The 20,854-nt window shown below is 75.0% G+C and carries 7 protein-coding genes; all 7 read left to right on the forward strand.

The annotated features are described in order from the left end of the window. Positions 1–39: 39 nt before the first annotated feature. The 7 genes from AB0F89_RS23580 to AB0F89_RS23610 all read left to right on the forward strand — a co-directional run bounded on the left by AB0F89_RS23580 (position 40) and on the right by AB0F89_RS23610 (position 20,825). The gene (locus AB0F89_RS23580) at positions 40–9,762 is read left to right on the forward strand and encodes a type I polyketide synthase (RefSeq protein ID WP_367127736.1); all 9,723 of its coding nucleotides are present in this window, start codon (positions 40–42) and stop codon (positions 9,760–9,762) included. A 92-nt stretch (positions 9,763–9,854) separates the two neighbouring features. Then, a complete protein-coding gene (gene ccrA, locus AB0F89_RS23585) occupies positions 9,855–11,120 on the forward strand; it encodes a crotonyl-CoA carboxylase/reductase (protein ID WP_367127737.1) in 1,266 nt (421 codons plus the stop codon). 28 nt (positions 11,121–11,148) lie between these two features. Continuing rightward, entirely contained in the window at positions 11,149–12,342 is a 1,194-nt protein-coding gene (locus AB0F89_RS23590) for a cytochrome P450 (RefSeq protein ID WP_367127738.1), read from the forward strand. A gap of 131 nt (positions 12,343–12,473) precedes the next feature. After that, positions 12,474–13,694, forward strand: coding sequence for a cytochrome P450 (locus AB0F89_RS23595; RefSeq protein ID WP_367127739.1), 1,221 nt, complete (start codon positions 12,474–12,476; stop codon positions 13,692–13,694). Continuing rightward, on the forward strand, positions 13,691–13,915 hold the full coding sequence (locus tag AB0F89_RS23600; RefSeq protein WP_367127740.1) for a ferredoxin: 225 nt from the start codon (positions 13,691–13,693) through the stop codon (positions 13,913–13,915). The genes AB0F89_RS23595 and AB0F89_RS23600 overlap by 4 nt, the downstream gene beginning before the upstream one ends. Further along, complete coding sequence (locus tag AB0F89_RS23605; protein ID WP_367127741.1) at positions 13,912–14,520, forward strand: SGNH/GDSL hydrolase family protein; 609 nt, start codon at positions 13,912–13,914, stop codon at positions 14,518–14,520. Before AB0F89_RS23600 ends, AB0F89_RS23605 begins: the two co-directional genes overlap by 4 nt. Before the next feature lie 164 nt (positions 14,521–14,684). Next, on the forward strand, positions 14,685–20,825 hold the full coding sequence (locus AB0F89_RS23610) for an SDR family NAD(P)-dependent oxidoreductase (protein ID WP_367127742.1): 6,141 nt from the start codon (positions 14,685–14,687) through the stop codon (positions 20,823–20,825). The last annotated feature ends 29 nt before the right edge of the window (positions 20,826–20,854 follow it).

Consider the following 20,854-nt stretch of genomic DNA (forward strand, 5'->3'; position numbering starts at 1 on the left):
CCCCACCGCACATGCCGAGACCACCGGGCGGAACGCACCATGACGAACACCAACGAAGAGAAGCTTCTCGACTACCTCAAGAGGGTGACGGCCGACCTCCGCCAGGTGCGGACCCGGCTGCGCGAGGTCGAGGAGAAGGACCAGGAACCGATCGCCATCGTCGGCATGGCCTGCCGCTTCCCCGGCGGTGTCCGCTCGCCCGAGGACCTGTGGGCCCTGGTGGAGGAGGGGCGTGACGCGATCGGCGACTTCCCCGCCGACCGCGGCTGGGACGTCGAATCGCTCTACGACCCGGACCCCGACGCCCAGGGCAGGTCCACCACCCGGTCCGGCGGGTTCCTGTACGACGCGGCCGACTTCGACCCCGCGTTCTTCGGCATCTCGCCGCGTGAGGCGGTGGCGATGGACCCGCAGCAGCGCCTGCTGCTGGAGACGGCGTGGGAGGCGTTCGAGCACGCGGGCATCGACCCGGACACCGCGCGCGGCACCAGGACGGGCGTGTTCGTCGGCTCCGGCTACCAGGACTACGCGACGCGCGTGTTCGCGGCGGCCGGCGAGTCCGACGGCTACCTCGGCACGGGCAACGCGGCGAGCGTGCTGTCCGGGCGCCTGGCCTACCTGTTCGGGCTGGAGGGCCCAACCCTGACCGTCGACACGGCGTGCTCGTCGTCGCTGGTCGCCCTGCACCTGGCGGCGCAGTCGCTGCGCTCCGGCGAGTCGACGCTCGCCCTGGCGGGCGGCGTGATGGTGATGTCCAGCCCCACGGCGTTCGTGGAGTTCAGCCGGCAGCGCGGCCTCGCCCCGGACGGCCGCTGCAAGGCGTTCGGCGCGGGCGCGGACGGCACCGGCTGGTCCGAGGGTGTCGGCCTGCTGCTGGTGGAACGACTGTCGGACGCCCGCCGCAACGGCCACCCCGTCCTCGCGGTGGTCCGGGGCAGCGCCGTCAACCAGGACGGCGCGTCCAACGGGCTCACCGCCCCCAACGGCCCCGCGCAGCAGCGCGTCATCAGGCAGGCCCTGGCGAACGCCGGGCTGTCCACGTCGGACGTGGACGTGGTCGAGGCGCACGGCACGGGCACCGTCCTGGGCGACCCCATCGAGGCGCAAGCCCTCCTCGCCACCTACGGCCGCGACCGCGAACAGCCGTTGCTGCTGGGGTCCCTGAAGTCGAACATCGGCCACGCCCAGGCCGCCGCCGGCGTCGGCGGCATCATCAAGGTGGTCATGGCGATGCGGCACGGCGTCGTGCCCCGCACCCTGCACGCCGACGAACCCACCCCGCACGTGGACTGGACGAGCGGCGCGGTCCGGCTGGCCACGGACGCGGTGCCGTGGCCCGAGGTCGACCGGCCGCGCCGGGCCGCCGTGTCGTCGTTCGGCGTCAGCGGCACGAACGCGCACACGATCGTCGAGCAGGCGCCGGAGGCGCCGGAGCCCGAGCCGACGCCGTCGATGCCCGCCGTGCCGTGGGTCCTGTCCGCCCGCAGCTCCGAGGCGTTGCGGGACCACGCCGCGTCGCTGTCGGCGCACGCCCCCGCTTGGACGGACCTGGTGGACACCGGGTTCTCGCTGGCCACCGGACGTGCGGCGCTGGAGCACCGTGCGGTCGTCGTCGGCGCGGACGCCGAGGAGATCGCCGACGCCTTGCGCGCCCTGGCGACCGGAGCGCCGTCCGCCGGCCTGGTGACGGGCACCGCGCGGCTGGGCAAGGTCGCGTTCTTGTTCTCGGGTCAGGGTTCGCAGCGGGCGGGGATGGGTCGTGAGCTGTATGCGGCGTTCCCGGTGTTCGCTGCTGCCTATGACGAGGTGGTTGCGGGGCTCGGCGGTACGTCGTTCTTCGACGTTGACGTGGAGGCGTTGAGCGCGACGGGTGTGGCGCAGCGTGCGTTGTTCGCGTTGCAGGTGGCGTTGTTCCGCTTGGTCGAGTCGTGGGGTGTCCGACCGGATGTATTGGTGGGTCACTCGGTGGGTGAGATCGCGGCTGCCCACGTGGCCGGGGTGTTGTCCCTCGATGATGCCTGCCGGTTGGTGTCCGCCCGTGCCGACTTGATGCAGGCGTTGCCGTCCGGTGGAGCGATGGTCGCCGTGGAGGCGGCTGAAGACGAGGTGTTGCCTTACCTGACCGAGGGTGTGTCGATCGCGGCTGTCAACGGTCCGCGTTCGGTGGTCGTGTCCGGTGAGGCCGGGGCCGTGGACGCGGTGGTGGCGCACTTCGCCGATCGCAAGACCTCTCGGCTGAAGGTGAGTCATGCGTTCCACTCGCCGTTGATGGAGCCGATGCTGGACGACTTCGCGGCCGTGGTGGACGGATTGGAGTTCCACGAGCCGACCATTCCGATGTTGTCCCCGGTCGCCGAGCCCGGCTACTGGGTGCGGCACGTCCGCGACGCGGTGCGGTTCGCGGATCAGGTCGCGCAGTTGGACGAGCGCGGCACGACGCGGTTCTTGGAAATCGGGCCGGGTGGTGTGCTGACGGCACTGACCCGCAACCGCCTGCCCGACACCGAAATCCTCGCCGTCCCGACCCTGCGCGACAACGCGCCCGAACCAGTGGCCGTCCTCACCGCTCTCGGCGCGCTGCACACCTCGCACGTGCCCGTCGACTGGTCGGCGGTGTTCCCCGGCGGTCGCCGCGTCGACCTTCCCACCTACCCGTTCCAGCGCGAGCGGTTCTGGCTGGACGTCCCCGGCGCCGCCGTGACGCCGGACCTCGACGACTGGCGCTACGACGTCACCTGGCGCCCCTTCGACGCGATCGGCCCCGCGCCGACCGGCACGTGGCTCGTGGTCGGTTCGGACGGCGACGACGCGGCCGCGATCACCGCCGCTCTCAGCGACCGGGGCGTGCTGGTCGTGCGGACCGACGACGCGGACCTCTCCGACGTGACTGCCCCGGTGGACGCGGTCCTGGCCCTGCACACCCTGCACGACACCGACCCGGTCACCACGCTGCTGCTCCTGCGCGCCCTGGACGCCGCCGGGATCACCGCGCCCGTCTGGTGCCTGACCCGCGATGCGGTGGCCACCGACGCACCCGGCGACCCGACCCGCGCTCTGACCTGGGGACTCGGTCGCGTCGTGGCGCTGGAGCAGCCCCACCGCTGGGGCGGCTTGGTCGACCTGCCCGCGAACGGCATCGCCGAGGACGTCCTGATGACGGTCCTGGGCGGCGGCACGGGGGAGGACCAGGTCGCGATCCGCGACGACCACCCGCTCGCCCGGCGGGTCGTCCGCGCCGCCCGGGGGGCGACCTCGCGCCCCTGGCGGCCATCGGGCACGGTCCTGGTCACCGGCGGCACCGGTGCGCTCGGTGGGCACGTCGCCCGCTGGCTGGCCCGGTCCGGAGCGCGGCACGTCGTGCTGGCCGGGCGGCGGGGCGAGCAGGCGCCGGGCGCGGACGGACTGCGCGCCGAGCTGGAGGAGCTGGGCGCGCGGGTCAGCCTGGTCGCCGCCGACGTCGCCGAGCGCGCGGACGTCGCCAGGCTGCTCGCGGTCGCCGACGAGGACGGGGCGTTGACCGCCGTCGTGCACGCCGCCGGCGTGCCCGACGCCGAAGTGCTCGCCGACACCACGCCCGAGCGGTTCACCGCCGCGCTGAGCGCCAAGGTGGGCGGCGCGCGCCACCTGGACGAGCTGCTGGGCGACCGGGAGCTGGACGCGTTCGTGCTGTTCTCCTCCATCGCCGGCGTCTGGGGCGGCGGCGGCCAGGGCGCGTACTCGGCGGGCAACGCCTTCCTCGACGCCCTCGCGGTCGACCGGCGGGCGCGCGGCCTCACCGCGACCGCCGTGGCCTGGGGACCGTGGGCCGGTGCGGGCATGGTCGCCGACGGCGCCGACGAGGAGCGCCTGAAGCTGCGCGGCCTCACCGCCTTGCCGCCCCGCTACGCGATCGCCGCCCTCCAGCGGGCGCTGGACCTCGACGCGACCACCGCGGTCGTCGCCGACGTGGACTGGCCGGTGTTCCTCGCGCCCTTCACGGTCGCCAGGCCCGCGCCCCTGTTCGCCGAGCTGACCGGGAGCGCGGGGACCGGCGGCCCGCGGGTCCGCTCCGCGCTCGCCGACCGCGTGGCCGCACTGCCCGAGGACCAGCGGGAACGGGCCGTGATCGACGTGGTCCGCGCCCACGCCGCCGCCGTCCTGGGCCACCGCTCGGCCGACGCGGTGGAGGCGGACCACGCGTTCAGCCGGCTCGGCTTCGACTCACTCACCGCGGTGCAGCTGCGCAACGCCCTGATCGCCGAGACCGGCTTGGAACTGCCCACCACGCTCGTGTTCGACCACCCGACCGCGGCCGAACTGGGCGCCCACCTGCTCGGCGAACTGCTCGGCCTGGACGGGCCGGGGGAGACCGCACCCACCGACGCGGGCCACACCGACGAGCCCATCGCGATCGTCGGCATGGCCTGCCGCTACCCGGGCGGCGTGCGGTCGCCGGAGGACCTGTGGCGGCTGGTGGCGGACTCGGTGGACGCCACCACCGACTTCCCGACCAACCGCGGCTGGGACGTCGACGCCCTGTACGACCCCGACCCCGACCGCCCCGGCACGACCTACACCCGGCGCGGCGGCTTCCTGCACGACGCCGACGAGTTCGACCCCGCGTTCTTCGGCATCTCACCGCGCGAGGCGGTGGCGATGGACCCCCAGCAGCGGCTGCTGCTGGAGACCACGTGGGAGGTGTTCGAACGCGCGGGCGTCGACCCGCTGGCGTTGCAGGGCAGCCAGACCGGTGTGTTCATCGGCTCCGGCTACCAGGACTACGTCGGTCGCGCGCTGGACGTGCCCGACGGCGTGGAGCGCTACCTGGCGACCGGCAACGCCGCCAGCGTGATCTCCGGCAGGCTCGCCTACACCTTCGGGCTGCGCGGCCCCGCGCTCACGGTCGACACCGCGTGCTCGGCGTCACTGGTGGCGCTGCACCTGGCCGCGCGGGCCCTGCGCGCGGGCGAGTGCGAGCTGGCCGTGGCCGGCGGCGTGATGGTCATGTCCGCGCCCAGCGCGTTCACCCAGTCCAGCAGGATGCGGGGGCTCGCCCCGGACGGGCGCTGCAAGGCGTTCTCCGACGGCGCGGACGGCACCGCGTTCGCCGAGGGCGTCGGCGTCGTGCTGGTGGAGAGGCTGTCCGACGCCCGTCGCAACGGCCACCGGGTCCTCGCCGTGGTCCGCGGCTCCGCCGTCAACCAGGACGGCGCGTCGAACGGCCTCACCGCGCCCAGCGGCCCCGCGCAGCGCCAGGTGATCCGGCGGGCGCTGGCCGACGCCGGGCTGACCGGCGCCGACGTGGACCTGGTCGAGGCGCACGGGACCGGCACCGTCCTGGGCGACCCGATCGAGGCGCAGGCCCTGCTGGCCACCTACGGCCGGGAGCGGACCGCGGAGAACCCGCTGTGGCTGGGCTCGCTCAAGTCCAACATCGGCCACGCGCAGGCCGCGGCGGGCGTCGGCGGCATCATCAAGGCGGTCATGGCGATGCGGCACGGGAACATGCCGTCGACGCTGCACGTGGACGAGCCGACCTCGCACGTCGACTGGTCGCCGGGGACGGTGCGGCTGCTGACCGAGGCGCGTGACTGGCCGGAGCCCGGCAGGCCGCGCCGCGCGGCGGTGTCCTCCTTCGGCGTGAGCGGCACGAACGCGCACGTCGTGCTGGAGCAGGGCGACCCCGACCCGGCCCCGACCGGCGCCGCCGAGCCGGACGGACCGGTGGCGTGGGCGCTGTCGGCCCGCAGCCACGCCGGCCTGCGGGCCCAGGCCGGGGCGCTGCTGGCAGCGGTCGGCGAGCGGTCCGCCGCGGACGTCGCGCACGCCCTGCTCACCACCCGCGCCGCGCTGGAGCACCGGGCCGTCGTGGTCGGCGACCGCGCCGCCCTGCGCGACGGGCTCGCCGCGATCGTCGCGGGCGCGCCCGCCGGCAACGTGGTGCTGGGCACCGCGCAGGCCGTCGCCAAGCCGGTGTTCGTCTTCCCCGGTTACGGCGCTCAGTGGATCGGCATGGCCAAGGACCTGATCGCCACGTCCGACGTGTTCGCAGCCGAGGTCCAGGCGTGTTCCGAGGCGTTCGCCCGGCACTTCGACTGGTCGGTGCTCGACGTGCTGACCGAGCGCCCGGGCGCGCCGGCGATCGAGAAGACCGACGTCGTCCAACCGGTGCTGTTCACCGTGATGGCCGCGCTCGCCGCGTTGTGGCGGTCGTGCGGCGTGGAGCCGGCCGCCGTGGTGGGCCACTCCCAGGGCGAGGTCGCCGCCGCGTACGTCGCGGGCGGCCTGACCCTGCCGGACGCCGCGCTCGTCGTGGCCGCGCGGGCCAAGGCGTGGCTGCCGATGATCGACCGGGGCTCGATGGTCGTGGTCGCGCTGGCCGCCGACGAGGTGGCCCGGCGCATCGCGCCGTGGGGGGACCGGTTGTCCGTCGCCGCGGTGAACGGCCCCACCTCCGTCACCGTGTCCGGCGACGTGGAGGCGACGGTCGAGCTGCTGGCCGAGCTGGCCGCGCAGGACGTGCGGGTCCGCAAGGTGCGCGGCGCGAACGCCGCCGGCCACTCCGCGCAGGTCGACGACCTGCGCGCCGTGCTGGAGCCGCAGCTGGCCGCGGTCGTGCCGCGCACCGGCACGATCCCGTTCCACTCGACCGTCACCGCGGGCGTCCTCGACACCGCCGAGCTGGACGGCGACTACTGGTTCCGCAACCTGCGGCGCACCGTGCTGTTCGAGCCGACCGTGCGCGGCCTGGTCGAGCTGGGGCACCAGGCGTTCCTGGAGGTCAGCTCGCACCCGCTGCTCACGTCGATGATCCGCGAGATCGCCGACACCGCCGGCGTGGACGCGGTCGTCACCGGCTCGCTGCGGCGCGACTCGGGCGACCTGGCGCGGGTGCTGACCTCGGCCGCCGAGCTGCACGTGCGGGGCGTGGCGGTCGACTGGGCCGCCGCGCACGCCGGCCTGCTGGACGGGGCGGTCCCGGTCGACCTGCCGACCTGCGCGTTCCAGCGGCGGCGCTACTGGCTCGACACCGCCGCCCCCGGCGGCGCGGTCGACGAGGTGGAGGCCGCGTTCTGGGACGTCGTGGAGAACGACGACCTCGACGCGCTCGCCACGACCCTGGACGTGCCCGACGCGGGCGCGTTCGCCCCGGTGCTGCCCGCGCTGTCGCGGTGGCGCCGCCGGCGCCGGGAGAACTCGGAGGTCGACGCGCTCCGCTACCGGGTGGTGTGGCGGCGGGTCGCCGACCCCGTGCCGCCCGCCGACCCGGGCACGTGGCTGGTCGTCGTCCCCGCGGGCGCCACCGACGCCTGGTCCGCGGCGGGACTGCCCGGGGGAGTGCGGGTCGAGGTCCCGGTGGACGTCGACCGCGACACCCTCGGCCGCCTCCTGGCCGGGGCGGCGGACGGCCTCGCCATCACCGGCGCGTGGTCGCTGCTGGGCCTCGCCGGGGGGCACTACCGCGACCTGACCGACCTGCCCGCCGGGGTCGCGTTGAACACCCTGCTGCTCCAGGCGCTCGCCGACGCCGGCATCGCCGCGCCGCTGTGGTGCGCGACCAGCGGGGCGGTCGCCGTGGACGAGGAGGACGTGGTCCGCGCCGCCGAGGGGTACCAGCTGTGGGGTGTGGGCCGGGTGGCCGCGCTGGAGCAGCCGGCCCGGTGGGGCGGCCTGGTCGACCTGCCCGCCGTGCCCGACGAGCGGACCACCGCCCGGCTGGCCGGCGTGCTCGGCGGCACACCCGGCGAGGACCAGGTCGCGCTGCGGCCCTCCGGCGCGTTCGCCTGCCGGCTCGTGCGCGCCCGCCCCGACGTGGCCCGGGAATGGCGCACCAGCGGCACCGCGCTGGTCACCGGCGGCACCGGCGGCATCGCCCGGCACCTGGCTCGCTGGCTGGTCGGCGCGGGCGCGGAGCACGTGCTGCTGACGAGCAGGCGCGGTCGAGCGGCGGAGGGCGTCGAGGAGCTGGAGGCGGAGCTGGCCGGGCTCGGCGCGCGGGTCACCGTGGCCGCGTGCGACGTGGCCGACCGCGAAGCGGTGGCCGAGCTGCTGGCCTCGGTCCCCGAGGACGCGCCGCTGCGCTCGGTGTTCCACGCCGCGGGCACCGCGCGGTCCTCCGTGCTGGCCGACGCCGCGCCCGACGAGTTCGCCGCCGCCGCGAGCGGCAAGGTCACCGGCGCCCGCAACCTCGACGACCTGCTCGGCGACCGGGAACTGGACGCGTTCGCGCTGTTCTCCTCCGGGGCCGGGGTGTGGGGCAGCGGCGGCCAGGCGTCCTACGCCGCCGCCAACGCCCACCTCGACGCCCTGGCCCACCAGCGGCGTGCGGCCGGCCGCACCGCGACCGCCGTGGCGTGGGGCGGCTGGGCGGGCAGCGGCATGGCCGACGACGAGGCCGTCGTCGAGCGGTTCACCCGGCGCGGCATGATCGCCATGCGGCCCGAGGTCGCCCTGCGCGGTCTGGGCGGGGCGCTGGCCGCCGGCGAGACCGGCCTGGTCGTCGCCGGGGTGGACTGGGAGCGGTTCGTGCCCGTGTTCACCGTGGGCCGCCCGAGCCCGCTGCTGTCGGAGCTGCCCGAGGCCCGGCGGTCGGTCGCGAAGACCACCGAGGCCGCTGCGGGGGAGGACGGCGACGGCTCCGGCCTCACCGCCCGCCTGGCCGCCCTGCCCGCCGACCGGCGGGAAGCGGAGCTGCTGGCGTTCGTCTGCGCCCAGGCCGCGGTCGTCCTCGGCCACGACCGCGGCGAACCGCTCCTGCCGCACCAGCAGTTCCTGGAACTGGGCTACGACTCGCTGACCGCGATCGACCTGCGCAACCGGCTCGCCGCGGCCACCGGGACACCGCTGCCGGCGAGCCTGGTGTTCGAGCACCCGTCACCGGAGAAGCTGGCCGCCCACCTGCTGCGCTCGATCGGCGTCCCCGAGGGGCAGCAGGCCCCGCCCGCGGCCCCGGACGCCCTGGTCGCCCTCTACGCCCACGCCGGCGGCACCGGCCGGGTGACCGAGGCGATGGGGATGCTGGCGGAGGTGTCCCGGTTCCGGCCGTCGTTCGACGAGGACACCGCCGCCGCGCACGTCGTCACCCCGGTCCGCTTCGCCACCGGCGACGCCCGACCGCCGCTGGTGTGCCTCGCGCCCTACATCGCGCCCGCCGGCGTGCAGCAGTACGCGCGGCTGGCGGCGGCGTTCCGCGACCAGCGGGACGTGTGGGTGCTGCCCGCGCCGGGCTTCGCGGCGGGCGAGTCCCTGCCGTCCTCGGTGGACGCCCTGGTCGCCGCGCAGGCCGAAGCGGTCCTGCGGTGCGCCGGTGGCGAGCGGCCGGTGGTCGTCGGCTACTCGTCCGGCGGCTGGATCGCGCACGCGGTCGCGGCACGCCTCCAGACCACCGGCACGCCACCCCTCGCGGTGGTGATGCTGGACAGCTTCACCCGCGACGTCCCCATGAACCCCGAGTTCCTGTCCCTCATGGCCCAGCAGCAGGCGGAGCGGTTCCGCTTCATGGCCTCGGGCGGCGACCAGCTCACCGCGATGGGCGGCTACCTGAGGATCTTCGACACGTGGGAGGCACCCGCCCTGGACGTGCCCACGCTGCTCATCCGGGCCGCCGAGTCGCTGCCGGGCGTGCCGGGCGACGGCGACAACCGCCCGGCGCCGCCCGGTCACGTCGACGCGACCGTCGAGGTCGCCGCCGACCACTACTCGATGATGGAGGACCACGCGGAGGCCACGGCCGGCGCGCTGCACCAGTGGCTGGCCGAACACCAGGCCGCCCTTCTCCGCTGACTTCCCGAACACCCGAGCACGCAGGCGTCGACGACGTCCGCCCGCGTGCCGGTCGACCACGTCCGCGCACCACCCCCGAACGGAGAGACACGATGTCCAAGTCGCTGTACGAGATCGGCGAGATCCCGCCCCTCGGCGAGGTCCCGCGGCAGATGTACGCCTCCCTCATCCGCCAGGAGCGCTACGGCCGCCCCGAGGACGCGTTCAAGGTCGAGGCCATCGACGTGCCGGAGGTCGGTCGCGGCCAGGTGCTGGTGATGGTCATGGCCGCCGGCATCAACTACAACAACGTGTGGGCCGCGCGCGGCACGCCCGTGGACGTCATCGGCATGCGGCAGAAGGCGGGCCAGCCCGAGGACTTCCACATCGGCGGCTCCGAGGGCGCCGGCGTCGTGTGGGCGGTCGGCGACAACGTGCGCAACGTCGCGGTCGGCGACCACGTCGTCATCTCGCCCGCCCAGTGGGACGAGACCGCCGAAGACCTCCGGCTCAGCCGCGACCCCATGGGGTCCAGGACGCTCGGCGCCTACGGCTACGAGGTCAACTACGGCACGTTCGCCCAGTTCGCCCTCGTCGACGACTACCAGCTGCACCCCAAACCCGCCAACCTCACGTGGGAGGCCGCGGCCTGCTACATGCTCACCGCCAGCACCGCCTACCGGCAGCTCGTCGGCTGGGAGCCCAACGTCGTGCGCCCCGGCGACCCGGTGCTGATCTGGGGTGGTTCGGGCGGGCTCGGCTCGATGGCCATCCAGATCACCAAGCTGCGCGGCGGCATCCCGATCGCCGTCATCTCCGACGACTCCCGGGCCGAGTACTGCCGGTCGCTCGGCGCGGCGGGCGTGATCAACCGCACCGAGTTCGACCACTGGGGCCGGCTGCCCGACATCGACGACCAGGCCGCGTCCAAGGAGTGGGTGAAGTCGGTCCAGGGGTTCGGCCGGCGCATCTGGGACATCCTCGGCGAGCGCAAGGCGCCCAAGATCGTGCTGGAGCACTCCGGCGAGAACACCGTGCCCACCTCCATGTACCTGTGCGACACGCTCGGCATGGTCGTGCTCTGCGGCGGCACCAGCGGCTACAACGGCGACGTCGACCTGCGGCACCTGTGGATGCGGCAGAAGCGCTTCCAGGGCTCGCACGGCGCCAACCTCCGCGAGTGCCGCGAGGTCACCAACCTCATCGCCGCGGGGCAGCTCGACCCGTGCCTGAGCGCGTGCGAGGAGTTCGAGGCCGTCGGCAAGGTCCACCAGCTCATGGCCGACAACGCCCACCCCGGCGGCAACATGGCGGTCCTCGTCAACGCCCCGCGCGCCGGCCTCACGTCGCTCGCCGACGACCTCACCGCCGTCGCCTGACCGATCGACCACGAGGGACGGAGGAAACATGACGGAGTCCATCGCCGTGCCCCACCTGCCGACCGCGCGCGGGTGCCCCTTCGCGCCGCCGGACGGCCTCGCCGACATCCGCGAGAAGGCCCCGATCACCCGCGCGGTGTTCGAGGGCGGCGAGGAGGCGTGGCTGTTCACCGGCTACCAGGAGGTCCGGGACCTGCTGCGGGACCAGCGGTTCAGCGTGCGCATCCCGCGATCGGTGCACACCAGGGACGAACAACCGCCCAGGCCCGGGCGCGGCAGCCTGCTGTGGCAGGACCCGCCGACCCACACCGCCGACCGCAGGCTGCTGGTCAAGGAGTTCACCGTCCGCCGCATGCAGTCGCTCCAACCCCGCATCCAGCGGATCGTCGACGAGCACCTCGACCGGATCGCGTCCCTGCCGCAGCCGGTGGACCTGGTGGCCGAGTTCGCCACCCCCGTCCCGTCCATGGTCATCTCCAGCCTGTTCGACGTCCCCGTGGACCAGCTCGACGCGTTCCAGGACGCGGCGGCGGAGATGATGCGCGTCGACGTCGAGCCGGAAGCCGTGCAGGCCGCCGCCGGGCGCATCATGTTCGCGCTGCACCAGCTGATCCAGGCCAAGCGCGCGGAGCCGGGGGACGACCTGCTGTCGGCCCTCATCGCCGCCGACGACCCGGAGGGCGTCGTGGACGACACCTTCCTGGTCACCGCCGCGGCCACGCTGCTCATCGCGGCGCACGACACCACCGCGTGCATGATCGGCCTGGGCGCGGCGCTGCTGCTCGACCGGCCCGACCAGGCGGCCCTGCTGCGCGCCGACCCGTCCCTGGTCGGCAACGCGGTCGAGGAACTGCTGCGCTACCTCACGATCGGGCAGCGCGGCGCCGAGCGCGTCGCCCTGGAGGACGTGCGGTACGGCGACGTGGAGATCAAGGCGGGGGAGCAGGTCGTGGCGCACGGCCTGGCCGCCAACTTCGACCCCGCGTTCGTGCCCGAGCCGGAGCGGTTCGACATCACCCGCCGCCCGTCCGCCCACATGGCGTTCGGGTTCGGCCCGCACCAGTGCATCGGCCAGCAACTGGCCCGGATCGAACTCCAGATCGTGTTCCGGAGCCTGTTCGAGAGGTTCCCGACGCTGCGGCTCGCGGTGCCGGTCGAGGAATTGCCGTTCCGCCACGAGATGGTGTTCTACGGCGTGCACGAGCTGCCGGTCGAGTGGTGACCGGCACGCCCCCCCGCTCCCGCGGTCTGGGGGATCACCTACTCATCGGCCCGACGCCTCCCCGGCAGCGGCACACCTCCGTACGCTCCGTTACCAGGGCGTCGGCAGCATCGTCGAACAGGAGCAAAGTGATGAGGACACCGGAAGACACCACTTCTCCGGTGGGTGCGCCGCGCTTCCCGACCGCCCGTCGGGCGGGGTGCCCCTTCGACCCGCCGCCGGCCTTCGACACCATCAGGTCGGAAGCGCCGATGAGCCGCATGACCTACCCGTACGGACAGGTCGGCTGGCTCGTCACCGGGTACGACCAGGCCCGCGCGGTCCTGGGCGACGTGCGGTTCAGCTCGCTGCCGGAGGGCAAGCTCTCCCCGGTCAAGGTGCCCGGCTCCGAACTGGACCTCGCCGCCCTGCCGCCCGGCATGTTCGTCAACATGGACGCGCCCGAGCACACCCGCTACCGCAGGCTGCTCAACAGCCACTTCACCGTCCGCCGCGTCCGGCAGATGGAGGAGTGGGTGACCGGGATCGTGGAGGGCGTGCTCGACGACATGGAGAAGGCCGGCTCGCCGGTCGACCTGGTCGAGCGGTTCGCCAAGCCCATCCCCACCCTGGTGACCTCCGAACTGCTCGGCCTGCCCGTCGAGCAGCGGGCGGGGTTCCAGCACGACGTGAGCGTGCTGTTCAGCCTGTCCAGCTCGGGCGAGGAGATGGTCGAGTCCATGACGCGGCTCGGCGGCACGCTCGGCGCCCTGCTGGCCGCCAAGCGGGCCGAACCGACCGACGACCTGCTCGGCAGCCTCATCAGCGACACCGACCTGACCGACGACGAACTGCTCGGCATCACCTTCGTGCTGCTCATCGCCGGCCTGGAGACCACGGCCAACATGCTGGCGCTGGGCGCTTTCGCACTGATGGAGCACCCCGACCAGCTCGCCGCGCTGCTCGCCGACGAGTCCGTTGTGGACGACGCGGTCGAGGAGCTGCTGCGGTACCTGAGCGTGGTGCAGGTCGGCCCGGTCCGGGTGGCCGCTGAGGACTTCGAGTTCGAGGGGCACCGCATCCGCAAGGGCGAGGTGGTCACCGTCTCGCTGCCGGCGGCGAACCGCGACCCCGGCAGGTTCCCCGACCCCGACCGGCTCGACTTCGGGCGGGGCGACTCCGGGCACATCGCGTTCGGCCGGGGCCCGCACCAGTGCATGGGCCACCACCTCGCGCGGCTCGAACTGCGCATCGGCTACCTGTCGCTGTTCCGGCGGTTCCCGGGGCTCCGGCCGGCGGTGCCGGCGGGCGACGTGCCCACGCGCGAGATGATGGTCACCTACGGCGTGCAGCGGCTGGACGTGGTGTGGTGATCGACATCGAGATCGACCTCGACCGCTGCTGCGGGGCGGGCACGTGCGTGCTGCGCGCTCCCGAGGTGTTCGACCAGGACGACCGGGACGGCACCGTGATCCTCCTGGCCGAGCACCCGGGCGACGACCTGGCCGAGTCGGTCGCGCGGGCGGCGGAGGACTGCCCCGCGAACGCCATCCGGGTCGCCCTCCGCCCGGCCCCGGGCGGGGTGGTCGCGTGAAGCCCCGGTTGACGACCCTGGGCGACAGCTTCACCCAGGGGCACGGCGACGACCCGCTCTCCGGCGGCTGGACCGCGCGACTGGCCGACCTGCTCGGCGTGGCGGGCGGGCGCACCCGCAACCTCGGCGCGTTCGGCGCCACCACCCAGGACGTCGTCGAGCGCCAGCTCGCGCCCGCCCTGGTCAACAAGGCCCCGATGATCGGCCTCAACGTCGGCGTCAACGACCTGATCAGCGACTACGAGCCGGACCGGTTCCGGCGCAACGTGGAGCTGATCCTCGGCACGCTGGCCGGCCCGAACACGACCGTGTTCACGGCCACCTACCCGCCCATCCCGCGCATCGCGGCCCTGCCCCCCGCCTTCCGGGAGCTGGTCGGCTCGCGCTTCACCGAGGCGAACGACGTGGTGCGGGCGGCCACCGGGCGGCACGGCGTGCTGCTGCTGGACATCGCCCGCGACCCGCACTGGCTGACGCCCGAGCTGTGGTCCGACGACGACCTGCACCCGAGCCCGGCGGGCCACCGCCACTTCGCCGGGCGAATGGCGGAACTGCTCGCCGGCGCGGTCGGCACGTCCGCCCACACCGGCCGCTGGGCCGGCTGAACACCGGAGCGCCACCCGGCGCCCGGCATCGAACGGTGGTGCGCCCGGACGCGCGCCACGCGGCAACCGATCGCGGCCATCGCACCGCACGGCGCCGGGACCCCGGGGCACCACGATCGGGGCCCGCGCCGCCGGGCGCGGTGCGCGCAGACGGGAGGACGACGGTGAACGGCCCGGACGAGTCAGGTCGGCGCAGACTGGCCGACAGCCCGATCGCGATCGTGGGCCTGTCGGGCCTGTTCCCGCGGGCGCGGGACCATCGCGACTACTGGCAGAACATCGTCGACGCGGTGGACTGCACGGACGACCTCCCGGAGGACCGGTGGAGCACCACCGACCACCACGACCCCGATCCGTCCACACCGGACAAGACCTACGCGCGGCGCGGCGCGTTCGTGCCCGACGTGGCGTTCGACCCGATCGAGTTCGGGATGCCGCCCAACCAGCTGGAGATCACCAGCACCATGCAGACCCTCAGCCTGGTCGTCGCGCGCGACCTGCTGCGGGACGCGGGCGCGCCCGGCTCGGACTGGTACGACCCGTCCCGCACCGGCGTGGTGCTGGGGGTGACGGGCACGGTGCCGCTGTCGCACCCGCTCGCCGCCCGGCTGTCGACGCCAGTGCTGCGCGAGGTCGCGGTGAGCTGCGGACTGTCCGAACAGGACGCCGACGTGCTCGCCGACAAGTACGCCAAGGCCTTCCCGCCGTGGGAGGAGAACACCTTCCCCGGCCTGCTGGCGAACGTCACCGCCGGGCGCGTGGCCAACCGGCTCGGCCTGGGCGGCATGAACTCCACCGTGGACGCCGCCTGCGCGGCCTCGCTGTCCGCGGTCCGGGTCGCCGTCGCGGAGCTGGTCGACGGCCGAGCGGACCTGATGATCACCGGCGGCTGCGACACCGAGACGTCGCTGTTCATGTACATGTGCTTCAGCAAGACGCGCGCCCTGTCGAGGTCCGACCGCATCCGCCCGCTCGACGAGTCCGCGGACGGCACGCTGCTCGGCGAGGGCATCGGCATGATCGCCCTCAAGCGGCTCGCGGACGCCGAGCGCGACGGTGACCGGGTCTACGCGGTGATCCGCGGGATCGGGTCGGCCAGCGACGGCCGGGCCAAGAGCATCTACGCGCCCCGGGCGGAAGGGCAGAGGCTGGCGCTCCAGCGCGCCTACGCCGACGCCGACTGCTCGCCCGCGTCCGTGCAGCTGTTCGAGCTGCACGCCACCGGCACCCCGGTGGGCGACCGCACCGAGCTCGAAGCCCTCACCTCCGTGCTGCGCGACGCCGGCGCGGAACCGGGGTCGGCGGCCATCGGCAGCGTCAAGTCGCAGATCGGCCACACCAAGGGCGCGGCGGGCGCCGCGAACCTGATCAAGCTGGCGCTGAGCCTGCACCAGAAGGCGCTGCCGCCCACGATCAACGTGGAGCGGCCGAACCCCGGGGCGCTCGGGGAGGACGCGCCGGTCTACGTGAACACGGCCACCCGCCCGTGGATCAAGGACCCCCGGCGCCCGGTGCGCCGCGCCGGCACCTCCGCCATGGGCTTCGGCGGCACGAACTTCCACGTGGTGCTGGAGGAGCACGCGCCCTCCCGGGAGGGCGTCCCGGTGCTCCAGCGGACCGCGCGGGCCCACCTGTGGCACGCCCCGGACGTGCCCGCGCTGGTCGAACTGCTGCGCGCCGGCGGACCGGGTGAGGACGGCGGGCCGGTGCCCGCGGACCACGTCCGGATCGGGTTCGTCGCCACCGACGGGGAGGCGGGCGTGCGGCTGCGCGCCGCCGCCCTCGCACAGCTCGCCGCCGACCCGGACGCCGAGCGCTGGGACCACCCGGCCGGCATCCACTACCGCCGCTCCGGCCTGGCCGACCCGAAGGTGGGCGCGCTGTTCAGCGGCCAGGGCAGCCAGTACCTGGAGATGGGGCTCGACGCGGCGCTGGCCAACCCGACCGTGGCGGGGGCGTTCGACGACGCCAACGCCGTGTTCCGGGCGGGAGGCGGCGCGTCGCTGGCCGACGTGGTCTTCCCTCCTCCGGTGTTCGACGCCGACGCGCGCGACCGGCAGGAGCACGCGCTGCACCGCACCGAGTGGGCGCAACCCGCCATCGGCGCGCTGTCCGCCGGGCAGTTCCGCTACCTGCGGGAGCTGGGGCTGGGCGTCGCCGGGTGCCTGGGGCACAGCTTCGGCGAGCTGACCGCGCTCTGGGCGGCCGGCAGCGTCGCGGACGAGGACTTCTTCCGGCTGGCCCGCGCCCGGGGCGAGGCCATGGCCCCGCTCGACGACGGCGACCGCGGCGCGATGGCCGCCGTGCAGACGGGCCGGGACGAGGTCGCCGCGCTGCTGGCGGACTTCGGCGACCTGGTGGTGTGCAACGACAACGCACCGGACCAGGTGGTGATCGGCGGTGGGGCCGACGCCGTGGCGGCGTTCGTCGCGGAGTGCGGCCTGCGGGGTGTGCGGGCGCGCAGGCTGCCCGTGTCGGCCGCGTTCCACACGCCCTACGTCGCGCACGCCCTGGACCGCTTCAGGCCGGCCGTGGACGCCGCCGTGATCGGTTCTCCGTCGGTTCCGGTGTACGCCAACACGTCCGGGGCCCGGTACGGCGACGACGTCGACGCCAACCGGCGCACGCTGGTCGCCCAGCTGGCGCGGCCCGTCGAGTTCGCGGACGCCCTGCGCGCGATGCGCGCCGACGGGTGCTCGGTGTTCGTGGAGTTCGGGCCCAAGCAGGTGCTGACCCAGCTGGTGCCCCGCGTGCTGCCGGACGCGGAGGTCGTCGCCATCCCCACCGACGCCGGGCCCCTCGGCGACGGCGACGCGGCCCTCAAGCAGGCGGCGCTGTGGCTCGCCGTGCTGGGCGTGCCCCTCACCGGCATCAACCGCCACGACGCGCCCGCACCCGAGCGGGTCGAACCGGGCGGTCCGACGATCACGTTGAACGGCGCGGACCACGTGCCGGAGAGCCGCCGGGCGGCGTACCGCGAGGCGATCGAGGACGGGTACAGGGTTTCGACGATGGAAGTGACACCACGCACGGCGGAGGCCGCCGTCGCGGTCAACGGGCGCCAGTGGCGCCCGCCGGCCCCGGTCGCGGCCGGGCACGCCCCGGCGGCGCCGGACGACGCGCTCGCGCACCACTTGGCGCTGCACGAGCGCTACCTCGACGGCCAGCTGCGGATCACCGAGGACCTGGTGGGCGCGGTGCGCCGGGCCGCCGACACCGGTGCCGACGTCGACGCGCTGCTGCGCGTGGTCGAGCAGGTGAAGGAGCAGTCCCTCGGCATCGGCCGCACCCACACCAGGGCGAACGAGGTCCTGGCGGGTCTCGCGGGCCTCGGCGCCGGTTCGGCTGCCCCGGCTCCGCCCGCGCCGTCGCCCCCCGCCCTCCTCCCGCCCGCGCCCGCGCCGTTCGCACCGGCTCCCGCCGCGACCACCGGACCGGCGGCTCCGCCGGTCCCTGCGGTCCCCGAGCCCGCCGCGCCGAACGCGGTCGGACCGGATGCCGCGCGGGAAGCGCTGGTCGGGATCGTCGCCGAGCGCACCGGCTACCCGGCCGCCATGATCGACACGGGGATGGACCTCGAAGCCGACCTCGGCATCGACTCCATCAAGCGCGTGCAGATCCTCGACGCCGTGCAGGGCAGCCTGCCGGGACTCCCGGTGCTGGGCCCGGAGCAACTGGGCGAACTGCGCACCCTCGACGACATCGTGTCGTACCTGACCGAGGGCGGCGGCACCCCGCCCGCCCCGCCTCCGGCGACGTCCGCCCCGACCCCAGCCCCAGCCTCGACCCCAGCCCCAGCCCCAGCCCTGACCTCGGCCTCGGCTCCGGCCTCGACCGCAGCCCCAGCCCTGACCTCGGCCTCGGCCTCGGTCCCGGTCATGGCTCCCGATGCGCCGCGCGCGGTGGCGGAGCTGCACCGGGTGGAGCTGGTGCGGCTGCCCGCCGTCGACCGCGCCCCGAACGCCTTCCGCGACGCGCCCACGGCACTGCTCGTGGAGCACGGCGGGGTCGGCGCCGACGCGGACGCCTGCGCCAAGGCCCTGGCCGAGGCGGGCTGGGCGGTGCACCGCGGCGACTTCGCCGAGGCCGACGTGCCCGCCGGACCGCTCGACCTCTGCCTGGTGGTGCTCGGCGCGGACACGGTGTGGGACCTCGCCGTCGACCGGCTCGCCGATGTCGTGGCCGTCGTGGGGAAGGTCTCCCCGCGCCTCGCGGAGACCGCGCGCGGCGGGAGGCGGACCGCGTTCGCCACCCTGACGAGGCTCGACGGCGGCTTGGGCCTGCGCGGCACGCGCGACCGGGCCGAGGCGGTCGCGGGCGGCGTCTCCGGCATCGTGAAGGTGCTGGCCCGTGAGGAGCCCGGAGTCTTCTGCCGCGCGCTGGACCTCGCCCCCTCCCTGAGCGTGGACGCGGCGGCCGACACCGTGCTGGCCGAGCTGCACGACGCGGCGCGCGACGTCCTGGAGGTCGGGGTCGACGGCGACCTCGCCCGCTGGACGGTCCGGCCCGCGCCCTACGGCCCCTCGCCGTGGGCGGGAGTCGCGACCCCTCTCTCCGCCGACGGGGGGTCGACCGTCGGACCGGATGACGTGGTGGTCGTGACCGGCGGCGCGCGTGGCGTCACCGCGGCCTGCGTGCGGGCCCTGGCCGAGCGGACCGGCGCCGAGTTCGTCCTCCTGGGGCGCACCGGCCTGGAGGACGAGCCGGACTGGGCGCGGGGCGTCACCGACGACGCGCTGCCCGAGGCCCTGGCCCGCACCGGCGCGCTGTCCCCGCGCGAGTTCACGGCGGCCGTGCGGGAGGTGCGCGCGCGGCGCGAGGTCGCGGCGACGCTGACCGCCGTGGCCGACGCCGGGGCACGCGTCACCTACCTGGGCGTGGACGTCGGCGACGCGACCGCCGTGCGGAACGCCCTCGCCCCCCACGCCGAACGCGCCACCGTCCTGGTGCACGGCGCGGGCGCGCTGGCCGACGCCCTGCTGCCCGACAAGACGCCCGAGGACGTCCGGCAGGTCTTCACCCCGAAGCTGACCGGCCTGCGTTCGGTGCTCGACGCGCTGGCCGGCGCGCCGCTGCGGCACGTCGTGCTCTTCACCTCCGTGGCGGGCCTGCTGGGCAACCCCGGCCAGGCCGACTACGCCGCCGCCAACGAGGCGCTGTGCCGGGTGGCGGCGACCCTGAAGCGGGAACGGCCGGAGCGCTTCGTGACCGCCGTCGACTGGTGCGCCTGGGACGGCGGCATGGTGGGCCCGGACCTGCGGGCCGTGTTCGCCGCCCGGGGGGTGGACCTGCTGGCCCCCGAAACCGGGGCCCGCCTGTTCGTCGAGCGGTTCGCCGCCGGGAGGGCGTCGGAGGTGCGACTGCTGGCCGGTGCCCCCGAAGCGCTCACCGGCGCGCCGGCGCCGGTGCCGACGCCCGCGCTGACCGCCGCCCGCGACCTCACCGGCGTCGAGGACGCCGAGGTCATCCGGGCGCACCGCATCGGCGCCCACCCCGTGCTGCCCGCCACGTTCGGCCTGGGCTGGCTGGTGAACGTCGTCGAGCGCGCCAACCCCGGCCTGAGCGTCGTCGCCTGCCGGGGGTTCGAGGTGCACCGGGGCGTCGTGTTCGACGGCGACCACGAACGCGAGTACGCGGTGGACGTCGAACCGGGCGAGGTGGAGGACGGCCGGCTCGTGCTGCGCGCCCGGGTCCGCGCCGCCGGGGGCGCGGCGCCGGTCGCGCGCTCCCACTACGCCGGCACCCTCGTGCTGGCCGCCGGGGACCCGCGGACCGAGCGGCTGCCCGAGGTGCGCGACCACGTGCTGGGCGCCGGTCCGGAGGACGCGCTCGCCTGGTACGCGGACGGGACGGTCTTCCACGGCCCGCGCCTGCAAGGTCTGCGGCGGGTCCTCGACCGGTCCGGCGACCGACTGGTCGTCGAGTGCCGGCTGGCCGACGACGCCGCCGGGTCCGGCGCGTTCGCCGGCCACCGCTACAGCGCCGTGCTGACCGACCTGCTCCTGCAGTGCGGTGCGGTGCTCGGCCTGTGGCGCACCGGTCGCGCGGGACTGCCGCTGGGCGTCGAGCACGTCGAGTGCTTCGCGCCGCTGCCCGACGACGAGCCGTTCGTCGTCGTGGCGCGGGAGGTCCGCTCGACCGCCACGTCGAGCACCGTGGACGTGACCGCGTGCGACCGCGACGGGACCGTCCTGATGCGCCTGTCCGGCGTGTCCGTCATCCAGACCGCTGACATGGCCGCGAAGTTCGCCGACGCGGTGAGCGCGTGGCGCGACGGCGACGGCGACGGCGGCGGCGAGCGGTGACGGGCGACCGGGACAGGACGGAGGAACCG

The sequence above is a fragment of the Saccharothrix sp. HUAS TT1 genome (assembly GCF_040744945.1).
Lineage (GTDB): Bacteria > Actinomycetota > Actinomycetes > Mycobacteriales > Pseudonocardiaceae > Actinosynnema.